Genomic DNA, 1472 nt, shown 5'->3' with positions numbered 1-1472 from the left:
CGGGTGTGGCACAGTGCAATCGGTGGCAGGGGTTAGTCTCAGCAACTAAATCCTACGCTGCTTCAAGTGCTTAAGCTACATCCGCCAGCCTTCTCCAACCGCCTCGTGCATAAAAGCGGCTAGGATGACCTGCACAAACACTAGAGCATTCGACCGAATCCGCGTCGCTCCCCGGACCAGCGCCCTCACACCACCGGCGTTTGGACGGCAGGCTCAGCGGAAGCGGTCTTGCCCTGGTCTGCCGGCAGGGTGAACTGAAACACGGCCCCCCACGGCTCGTTCGCAGATGCCCACAGCTGGCCGCCATGCGCCTCGACGATCGAGCGGCAGATTGCCAGGCCCATGCCCAGGCCGTCCGGCTTGGTCGTGTAAAACGCCTCGAACACCCGCTCCATATTCTGTGGGTCTAGCCCGACGCCGGTGTCGTGCACGGCGAGCAGCACGGCCCCGGATTCATCCAGCCGGGACCGGATCAGCAGCTCGCGTGGCCGCTCCGCCCCCTCCTTCATCGCCTCGAGGCCGTTCAGCACCAGATTCAGGATCACCTGCTGCAACTGCACCCGATCGCCCGCCACGGGCGGGAGGTCAAGCGCCAGCTCGGTCCGCAGCAGGATCCGATGGCGGCGCACCTCGCCCTGGACGAGAGCCACCGTATCCTGGATCAGCTCGTTCAGCTCCAGCCGCGTCGTGACGGTGGCCGTCTTCCTGAGGAGCGCGCGCACTCGCCCGATCACCGCGCCGGCCCGGTGCCCGTCCTGAACGATGCGCTCCAGCGTCGCGCGCACCTCGGCGAGGTTGGGCGGCTGGCGGGCGAGCCAACGCAGGGCCGCGTTGGCATTGGTGACAATGGCGGCCAGCGGCTGGTTGACCTCGTGGGCGATCGAGGCGGTGAGCTCGCCAATCGTCGTCACGCGCGTGACATGCGCCAACTCCGCCTGTGCCTTCTGCAGCGCCTCCTCGGCGCGCTTGCGCTCAGTAATGTCCTCACACGCGACCAGGATGACCGGGCAGTTCTTCAACAGCACGGACCGGGCGGTTTCACGCACCCAAAGCACCGTGCCGTCCTTGCGCACCTTGCGGGCCTCCCAGCTCATCGCCCGGTTGGGTTGAGCGAAGCAGCGGGCGACCAGCCTCTGGACGGCTTCGCGGTCAGGCTCATGGAACACGTTCAGTACCGGGCTCCCGACCAATTCGTCGGGGGTGTAACCGAGCTGCTCCGCCCCAAAGGCGTTCACCGAGAGGGTGATCCCGGCCGCGTCCACCATGAAGTACATGGTTGGGTTGCTTTCGAAGACCGCCTTCCACTTCTCCTCGCTCTCGCGGAGCGCTTCCTCCGCCTGCTTGCGCTCGGTGATATGCCGCCCGACGCCGCGGTAGCCGATAAAGCGCCCCGTCTGGTCAAATACCGGCAGCCCCGAGACGGACACGTAGCGCTTGCCGCCGTCGGGCGTAGGCCGCGCGAGCTCGAAATC

At 66.4% G+C, this 1472-nt stretch carries 1 protein-coding gene; it reads right to left on the bottom strand.

The genetic code is table 11. From position 1 onward, the window contains the following. Positions 1-185: 185 nt before the first annotated feature. A partial coding sequence (locus ACS5Q1_RS47875) for a PAS domain-containing sensor histidine kinase (RefSeq protein ID WP_473104780.1) occupies positions 186-1472 on the bottom strand: 1287 nt, incomplete at its 5' end.

The organism is Microvirga sp. GN3 (assembly GCF_055792825.1).
This window is presented reverse-complemented; position numbering and strand designations above follow the sequence as displayed.